The organism is Candidatus Angelobacter sp. (assembly GCA_035607015.1).
GTDB lineage: Bacteria > Verrucomicrobiota > Verrucomicrobiia > Limisphaerales > AV2 > AV2.
Genome location: DATNDF010000360.1, coordinates 1 through 6258 on the forward strand (window position 1 = coordinate 1; position 6258 = coordinate 6258).

The 6258-nt window shown below is 59.7% G+C and carries 10 protein-coding genes; all 10 read left to right on the plus strand.

Annotated features, from left to right (window positions below; translation table 11 throughout):
* The coding region (locus tag VN887_14380; GenBank protein HXT41195.1) for a M20/M25/M40 family metallo-hydrolase at positions 1-1062 on the plus strand (1062 nt) is incomplete at its 5' end.
* A gap of 74 nt (positions 1063-1136) precedes the next feature.
* Positions 1137-1772, plus strand: coding sequence for a hypothetical protein (locus VN887_14385; protein ID HXT41196.1), 636 nt, complete (start codon positions 1137-1139; stop codon positions 1770-1772).
* Positions 1769-2080 carry a transcriptional regulator gene (locus VN887_14390; GenBank protein ID HXT41197.1) on the plus strand — a complete coding sequence of 104 codons (312 nt, stop codon included), beginning with the start codon at positions 1769-1771 and terminating at the stop codon, positions 2078-2080. Before VN887_14385 ends, VN887_14390 begins: the two co-directional genes overlap by 4 nt.
* 103 nt (positions 2081-2183) lie before the next feature.
* Positions 2184-3071, plus strand: coding sequence for a 4-hydroxy-3-methylbut-2-enyl diphosphate reductase (ispH, locus tag VN887_14395; GenBank protein ID HXT41198.1), 888 nt, complete (start codon positions 2184-2186; stop codon positions 3069-3071).
* An 11-nt stretch (positions 3072-3082) separates the two neighbouring features.
* The gene (locus VN887_14400; protein ID HXT41199.1) at positions 3083-3856 is read left to right on the plus strand and encodes a ferritin-like domain-containing protein; all 774 of its coding nucleotides are present in this window, start codon (positions 3083-3085) and stop codon (positions 3854-3856) included.
* An 11-nt stretch (positions 3857-3867) separates the two neighbouring features.
* Positions 3868-4248, plus strand: coding sequence for a hypothetical protein (locus VN887_14405; GenBank protein ID HXT41200.1), 381 nt, complete (start codon positions 3868-3870; stop codon positions 4246-4248).
* Positions 4249-4293: 45 nt separating this feature from the next.
* Positions 4294-4521, plus strand: coding sequence for a hypothetical protein (locus VN887_14410; GenBank protein HXT41201.1), 228 nt, complete (start codon positions 4294-4296; stop codon positions 4519-4521).
* Positions 4508-5212 (plus strand): hypothetical protein, encoded by a 705-nt coding sequence (locus VN887_14415; protein ID HXT41202.1) that lies wholly within the window; start codon positions 4508-4510, stop codon positions 5210-5212. Before VN887_14410 ends, VN887_14415 begins: the two co-directional genes overlap by 14 nt.
* 5 nt (positions 5213-5217) lie before the next feature.
* On the plus strand, positions 5218-5937 hold the full coding sequence (locus VN887_14420) for a hypothetical protein (protein HXT41203.1): 720 nt from the start codon (positions 5218-5220) through the stop codon (positions 5935-5937).
* Positions 5938-5962: 25 nt separating this feature from the next.
* The coding region (locus VN887_14425; protein ID HXT41204.1) for a hypothetical protein at positions 5963-6258 on the plus strand (296 nt) is incomplete at its 3' end.

Consider the following 6258-nt stretch of genomic DNA (forward strand, 5'->3'; position numbering starts at 1 on the left):
TCCCTTGAATTGCGGAAGCCGGTTCGCGAACCCCTGCCCATGCTGGGTCTGGGCGGAAGCGTGGGCACGGATGGCGAAGGCATCGAAGCGCCGGTTCTGGTTGTAAGCAGTTTCGAGGAACTGCGTCGGCACCAAAGCGACGCGCGTGGCAGGATCGTTGTGTTCAATGCGCCGTTCGTTGATTACGGCCAGACCGTGGCCTACCGCTTGGCCGGCGCCATTGAGGCCGCCAGGGCCGGCGCGGTCGCCAGCCTCACGCGCTCCATCACGCCGTTTTCACTGCGCACGCCGCACACGGGCATGATGACGTATAGCAATGGCGTGCCGGAGATACCACACGCAGCGATCAGCGTTGAAGATGCGGAACAATTGCAACGCTGGCAGAATCGTGGCATGGGCATTGTCGCCCACTTGAAAATGTCGGCGAAATTTCTGGAGGACGCGCGGTCGCGAAATGTGGTCGCAGAAATTGTCGGTCGCGAAAAGCCTGGAGAGATTGTGCTGATCAGTGGTCATCTCGATTCGTGGGACGTTGGCCAGGGCGCGCAAGATGATGGCGGCGGCTGTCTCGCGGCCTGGGAAGCGGTCCGGCTCATGCACAAGTTGGGGTTGCGCCCGCGCAGGACGGTGCGGGTGGTGCTTTGGACCAATGAAGAGAACGGACTGCGCGGCGCGAAGGCCTATGCGGAGAGACATCGCGGCGAGCTTGACGGTCATGTTCTGGCGATTGAGTCCGACAACGGAACATATCCGCCGACCGGATTCGCATTTTCGGGGACCGACCGTGGGATCTCCTTCGTCAGGCGTGTAGGTGCATATCTGGATCCGCTCCACGCCGGAAGCGTCGTGCCCGGGGGCGGGGGAGCAGATGTCGAACAGCTTTCTCCTTCTCGCGTCTCGGTTATGGAGTTGTCGGTCGAAAATTCCAAATACTTCTGGTTCCATCACACAGTCGCCGACACGACGGACAAGGTGAATCCGCACGATCTAGGTCAATGCGCCGCCGCGCTCGCGGTCATGGCTTATATTGTCGCCGACCTGCCAGAATCGCTGCCGCGCTGAGGTTCTACGGGCCGACTTCTCGAGCACCAGCTTTTCCACTTGACTCCTTTACTTTGTAATGCAAAGTAAACGGCATGGAATCGAACTGGGCAACAGAAAGTCTGCAGGTGATCCGGACATTGATGGAGCGGTCCGCAATTTACAGGCGTGCGCTTGCCCCGATGATGTTGTTGGCCGGCGGGCTGGGCGCCGTCGCCGCCATGGTCGGGTGGTTTGCAGGAATCGGGTCGCCTCGCGGATTTGCCGTCTATTGGCTGGTCGTATCGGTGTTTGCCTTGGCGGGCGCACTGTTTGTCGTCCGGCGGCAGGCCCTGATGGACGCCGAACCGGTCTGGTCCGCACCGACGCGACGCGTGGTGCAGGCATTGTTGCCGGCGTTCTTCGTCGGGCTCGTGTGTGGTCTTCTTGCAGCGTGGCCGGCCTGGCGCGAGCCACTTCACGTTTGGTGGCTGCCGCCGATCTGGATGGTGCTGTACGGCTGCGCCCTGCACTCCGCGGGATTCTTCATGCCCCGGGGGATCAAACTGTTTGGCTGGGGCTTTATCCTGTGTGGATGCCTGAGTCTGGCCGTTGTCAATGCCCGAGGCTACGCGGCCGGCATGCCCGATCTCGCGACCGCTCATTGGCTGATGGGCGCGACGTTCGGTGGGTTGCATCTGGCCTATGGCGTCTATCTTGGTTTCACTGAAACCAGGAAAAATGAAACGTGAACCCGGAACTTTTTTTGCAGATCGATCGTGTGATCCACGAAAAGGGACGGTTGGCCATCATGTCCCTCCTCGGCGCCTCCCCCCAATTGTCTTTCACCGAAATGCGTGACACCTTGAACATGACAGACGGCAACATCACCGCGCACATCCGCACCTTGCAAGGGGCAGGATACGTGTCCGTCACCAAGGAATTCCAGAGCGGGCGGCCCCTGACCACGTTCGCGCTCACTGCGCGGGGCCGGAAGGCGTTCACGACCTACATCAACCTGCTTGAACAAATCGTCGGGCAGACGCGGCCCGGAAAATAATTTCTTTGAACATCAATGAACGTTCCTGGTCTTACACTTTGCACTACAAAGTCAAAGAATTGGAACTGTTGACCCGGCACCCTGACTCTCGCTCCGACCTTATATGAAAATAATCCGCGCAGAACACCTGGGAATGTGCTTCGGCGTACGCGACGCCATCGCCCTGGCGTTGCGACAGGCCGAAGAACAGCCTCTCACCGTTCTTGGTGATTTGGTGCATAACGAAACCGTGCTCGCGTCCCTTCGACAAAAGGGGATTCACCTCGAGCACCAACCGTCCGATGTGTCCACGCCCACGGTAATGATCACCGCCCACGGCGCCTCGGTGCGAATGATGAACCGTGTGCGCGAGCAGGGTCTGCAGGTGGTCGAAGCGACCTGTCCTCTCGTGCATTTCGCACACCGGGTTGTGGCGAAGCTGGTGAGGGAAGGCTGCCACCCGGTCATCATCGGAAGGCGTGATCATGTGGAGGTGCGTGGACTGACCGAAGACCTGGCCGAGTTCAACGTGGTGCTGAGCGAGGCCGACGTCTATGCGCTCAAAGAGCGCCCGCGTTTTGGCCTCGCGGCGCAAACCACGCAACCAATCGAACGCGTTCTTCAACTCGTGTCTCTGATTCGCCGGCGGTTTCCCTGCTCCGAGGTCCGCTTCGTTGACACTGTTTGCCAGCCAACCAAACAACGCCAGACGGCGGCCATCGAACTGGCGCAACAGAGCGACGTCGTCATTGTCATCGGCGGCGCGAACAGCAACAACACCCGCGAACTCGTCACGACGTGCGGCCGCCACTGCATGCGCGTGCATCACGTCCGGACCGCGGTGGACCTGCGCCCCGAATGGTTCGTGGGCGCGGAGACGGTCGGCATCACGGCGGGGACTTCCACACCGGACGGCTTGATTGATTCCGTCGAGAAAACAATCCGCAGGTTGGGTGATGATTCGGTGGAACGTCCTTCTTGCACACCAGCCGTAGAACTGGACGCGGCGTGAACCGGGTGCCTATGAACTACACGAAATGGATTGCGCACTTTGAGCACAACCGGCGCAACCGGCCCGAGCCAAACTGGTCTGCGCCGGTGGCCGTCTCGCCGGAGGTGCTTGCCGCTCTCCTGCCGTCGCTGGAACAGTTTCAGCTCGGCGACGGCGGCGGCCCGGCTTGTCTGATCGCCTTCAACGCAGAACGATTCCGCGGCAGCACGAGTGAAACGCGCATTCTCGTTGATCTCTGGTTCGCCGAGGAGCGCGAGCACGCGCGGTTGCTCGATTGCGCCGTGGACCGACTCGGTGGACGCCGCATCAATTCGCACTGGAGTTTCACGGCATTTTGCCTCTGCCGTCGCGTTCTCGGAGTGAGGTTCGAACTCCAAATCCTTCTCCTCACCGAACTTGTCAGCACGGCCTATTACCGCGTGTTGCGCCGTCATTCGCCTGACGCCCCGCTGGCCGATATGTGCGGCCTGATCTTACACGATGAAGCGGGCCACGTTGCCTTTCATCGCGACCGATTGGCGTCGAAAGGACGCTCTCCGCTCGGTCTGGGCGGGGCATGGTGGCAGGCGCAATTCTGGATCTGCGGCCATGCGGCGGCGACCGTGCTGTGGATAAGTCATGGCGCTTGCCTCAACGCGATCGGCGGTTCGCGCGCTGAATACTTTCAAGAGGTAAGATGTGAGTTGAGGCACTTCATCCTGTCGCTTTGCCGCGCCGTAGAGCCAGTGCTCCGTTCTCGTAACCTCCCTTATCAACCGCACAAACAGCTCGGCTCAACAAGCTGAACGGAAGCGACATGAACCCACTAAAACATTCCCTCGGGCTTGTCAGCACGGCCCTCCTCCTGCCCGCACTGTTCCTTTGCACGACAAACATCTTGCATGTCGGATTTGGAATCGAAACGCCAAACCGTTTGCTCGACGCGCTGTTGGCTCATACAGTATTCAAGCTGTTTTTATCGCCGGTCATCGTGTTGGGCGGACCGTTGGTGGTGTTTGCGTTGAACGCGTGGCAGACGTTTCACATTTCGGCAGACAATGTGAACGAGGAATTCGTCATCGCGCTCTCGGTGAAGCGGCTGTTCAGTCATCTGCTGTGCCTCGCGCTGGCCGGCGGTTTGATGTTGCTGCTGTTGGCTTATGCGTTCGTCGAGAATTTCAAAGTGATCGCCCGGTAAACTCAATCGAAATTTCCGGCAAACAATCAACAAAGGAGGATCAATATGAAAACTGCATGGTTCAAGCGCAGGGGTTGGTTTTACCTCCCGTCAACGGTGCAAGGGTTTGTTATTGTCGCGGCCGCGCTCGCGTTCTGCGCGAATGTGTTTTGGGCCGTGGATCGGAAGTCGCATTCGGTCAGCGACACGCTGTATGGCATTTATCCATTTTTTGTCTCCACTTTCTTCCTGCTGGATTGGGTCGCGAGGAGGACCAGCGATGAATCGAGATAGCGGGGAGTGCAGGCGCTGGCTCGTCGTCGCTCTCTACGCGGTCGCAATGGCGTGGGTCGAAGCCGCGGTGGTCTATTACCTGCGCACGCTGGTGAACCGCATCGATCCCTATCAACCCAATCCGTTGCCTATTGCCACCGGACTCGGCGAGGCTGAATTGGTTCGTGAATTCGCCACGATGGTCATGCTCTTCACTGTCGGCTGGCTCGCGGGTGCGACGTGGCGCAGTCGCGCTGGCTATTCATTCGTTGCCTTCGGCATCTGGGACATTTTTTACTACCTCTTCCTGCGGGTCATGACCGGCTGGCCGAAGTCGCTGCTCGATTGGGACATTCTTTTCCTGATTCCGTTGCCGTGGTGGGGACCGGTTTGGGCACCGATGGCTATCGCGCTGATGATGATTTTGTGGGGAACACTGGTTACGCAGTTTGAACGCTTACCCACCCCGATGTGTTCTAATTGGAAATCCCTTGTGCCCGGCGGTGCTGGCGTCGTGCTCGCGCTATTCGTGTTCATGGCCGACGCAATTCAGACCGCAGATCAAGGGACGGAAGCTTTGCGGGCCATGTTGCCGACCCGTTTTAACTGGCCGTTGTTCAGCGTTGCGCTCGTGCTGATGGCGCTGCCGCTGGCCGACCTCGCCTGGCAAACAAGGCTCGCGGGCCGCTCGCCCGTTGGCGAAACGACCTGAACCAGGTGAGCACCGCCAGCGCCAACCTGCAAGTCCGTCAGATTCCCGTGCTGCTTGGCGGTGATCCGAATTCCCTCAAGGATTGGGCGGGCCATTGGGAAGCTGGGCGCGTCCTTGGCTATGTCGCTGTCATCGTGGCCGGAGCGGGACTTTACGGTGCGGCGATGGGCTACTGGCGTTCTCCTGTTCAGGCCGGCTATAACCTGATCAAGTTTCCGTTGGTCATCCTGGCCACCACGCTGGGTAACGCGGTGCTCAATGGCATGCTTGCGCCGCTCCTGGGTCTCAACCTCCGCTTCCGCCAGTCGCTGATGCTCGTCCTGATGACTTTCACGATCGCGGCGGCGGTACTCGGCGCGTTCGCGCCTGTTGTCGCTTTCATCATTTGGAACACTCCATCGCTTGCCGGTCAGACGCAGATTCCGTGGGCGACCTACAACTTCGTTCAACTGACTCAGGTCGTCGTCATCGCCTTCGCGGGCCTGACTGCGAACGTGCGGTTGTCCCGGTTGCTGGTGGCCCTGAGCGGCAGCGAACGCGCTGCCCGTAAAGTTTTGTTCTCATGGCTTGCGGGCAATCTGTTTCTCGGTAGCCAACTCTGCTGGATTCTGCGTCCGTTCATCGGCTCGCCGGGATTGCCGGTTGAGTTCCTCCGTCCGAACGCCTTTGAAGGCAACTTCTACGAGACAGTTTTTCGCGCTATCGGTCATTTGCTCTCGTCCTGAACCAACGCAAACCCACTCAACGCTTATGAACGAACCCAACACCCCGCCACTTATTCCAGCACCCGCTCTGGCCGGTGTCCCGGCCAGCCAACCGCCTCTATCGCCACTCGATGCCGGTTCGGAGGACCTGGCGCCAATTCCGAACGTCGTGATCGCCATCGAGTCCATCCTGCGCCAGCCGCGTCGTGTCATACATCAAGTGCGCGGCCCGAATTCCGGTGCGTTGATCGCGGGAATGGTACTGGCCGCCGTGGTATGCAGCGCGGTTTATGGTGTGGTCGTTGGCACGTTCTCTGGAGGCGTTCAGCTCTGGGCCGCGCC

Bases quoted from the DNA above. Each gene is read 5' to 3' on its own strand.
- VN887_14385 (HXT41196.1), top strand. From the start codon at position 1,137: ATGGAATCGAACTGGGCAACAGAAAGTCTGCAGGTGATCCGGACATTG.
- ispH (HXT41198.1), top strand. From the start codon at position 2,184: ATGAAAATAATCCGCGCAGAACACCTGGGAATGTGCTTCGGCGTACGC.
- VN887_14400 (HXT41199.1), top strand. From the start codon at position 3,083: ATGAACTACACGAAATGGATTGCGCACTTTGAGCACAACCGGCGCAAC.
- VN887_14405 (HXT41200.1), top strand. From the start codon at position 3,868: ATGAACCCACTAAAACATTCCCTCGGGCTTGTCAGCACGGCCCTCCTC.
- VN887_14410 (HXT41201.1), top strand. From the start codon at position 4,294: ATGAAAACTGCATGGTTCAAGCGCAGGGGTTGGTTTTACCTCCCGTCA.
- VN887_14415 (HXT41202.1), top strand. From the start codon at position 4,508: ATGAATCGAGATAGCGGGGAGTGCAGGCGCTGGCTCGTCGTCGCTCTC.